This window comes from Helicobacter sp. 12S02634-8 (assembly GCF_002272865.1).
GTDB lineage: Bacteria > Campylobacterota > Campylobacteria > Campylobacterales > Helicobacteraceae > Helicobacter_J.
In genome coordinates this window covers 1-1,733 of sequence record NZ_MLAP01000038.1, presented here as the reverse complement: position 1 = coordinate 1,733, position 1,733 = coordinate 1, and the positions used below count along the sequence as shown (strand labels likewise).

At 43.7% G+C, this 1,733-nt stretch carries 1 protein-coding gene; it reads left to right on the top strand.

What is annotated here, in order from left to right; translation table 11 throughout:
• Window positions 1-1,726, top strand: a 1,726-nt coding sequence (locus tag BKH46_RS09215) for an autotransporter outer membrane beta-barrel domain-containing protein (protein WP_143428958.1), incomplete at its 5' end; no start/stop codon positions are given.
• Window positions 1,727-1,733 lie beyond the last annotated feature (7 nt).

The window sequence follows — 1,733 nt, the reverse complement described above, 5'->3', positions numbered from 1 at the left end:
CCACCGTCTCACCTCCACCACCTTTGCACCACGCACACTCAAAGTCGATACAATCAATGGCGCTAATGGAGTCTTTCGCTTGATGGCAGATATGCAAAATGGTCAAACAGACAAGATAGAAGCAGGGGCACTCAATGCAATGGAATTTATCCAAATCTATCAAAACCCCTCTATGATTGCCCTCAATCCTCCTCATACTAATATGGTTGTAGCTTCTGCAACGACAGAAGCTATAGGGGCTGATTTCAAAGGGATTGCTACAATCATTGGGCTTTATGATTATTTACCTCTTTTAGAAAAAAGACCTGCAGGGGGTGGTGGGAGTGAGTGGATACTCTCTAAAATAGAGCGCACGCCCAATCAAACAGCCAAAAGTCTATTCAATATCCTCTCTCTACCCTATCAGATCTTTCGCTTGCAAGCAGACAGTCTGCATACGCGTATCCAAGATTTCATCTATCCCCCCACACTCAATGGAGCGTGGGCAAAAATCAGTGGTGGAGGGATTTATGCAAAACAACCCTTAGGGAGCAAGACAACACAAGATCTTTTTTATAACTTCCAAGGGGGCTATGATTATGGAGAGAGTTCTGAGAGTGAAAGGTATTTTTATGGAGGGAGTGTGAGCTATACCCATCTCAATGCAATGGACGCAGGATTCAAAGGCAGTGCTTCTGCTATAGGTCTAGGAGCTTATGGAGGATATATCCATCAAGATGGCTGGGTGTTAGATGGGTCTGTGCGTTATGTCTATGCACCCATCAAAGCAAGCTTGAATCAAGCTGATAGAACAAGTAATTTTGGAAGCCATATGTTTTTAATGGGTGGGAGGGCAGGCTTTCGTTTCTATCCCTTCCATCAATACCGCAGCAAGGTCATTGAGAGATGTGTGCAAGAAGTCTTTTGTCGGAACGCACACATCAATGTAGCCATCAGAGATGATAGCACTTATTTAGAGCCTTTTATCTCTTTAGACTCAGGAATCATCTTAGGCAATCAATTCTCCTTTGTCGATAAACAATCCCAAAGCATTGTCCAATCCCAACTCGACTGGACTCCTGCTTTGATCACTAAGCTTGGCTTGCAAGGAGTCAAACGCCTTGATTATGAACTCTCTTCTTTGCGCCTTAAGGCACTCATCGATTATAGTATGGATCTGAATCTAGGAGGGAAAGTCACTTTAGTCGATCTTGCAGGTGTGCCTTTGTATAATAATCCCAACCATATGGACCATCGCTTAGGGCTTGGTGTGGGTGTGGATTGGCTGAGTTTTAATGATAGCTTGAGCTTGCATACAGATTTTAAAACAGAGTTTTTTGGAAAGCTCAATACCTATTGGCTTTTGAGTGCTGGGTTGCGCTATAAGTTTGGTCAAGCCTATAAGACCCACCGCCAACTCAACTATCGCCCTCTGCCTAAAAGAAACCCTGCCCCTCAAAGTCAGAGGATAAAAAACAGACTCAAGCCCTATGAACCTGCTTTGCAAAAAACTCCTGATAGTTTCTATGAAAATAACCATTTCAAACCCACTAGCCGACCTCCACAATCAAGTAACACACAAACAAGCCCTAGTGCTCCTAACAACTCCAACTCTCCTATACAATCCAATCGGACAAGCCCTAGACAATCAATGCAAGAAAGCCAGATACAAAAGGCTAGCCCTGTGAGTAAGAATAGAGAGTTTGAAGCCACTAGGAGACATTATCAAAGGAGTAGGGTGAGGTGAGGAGATG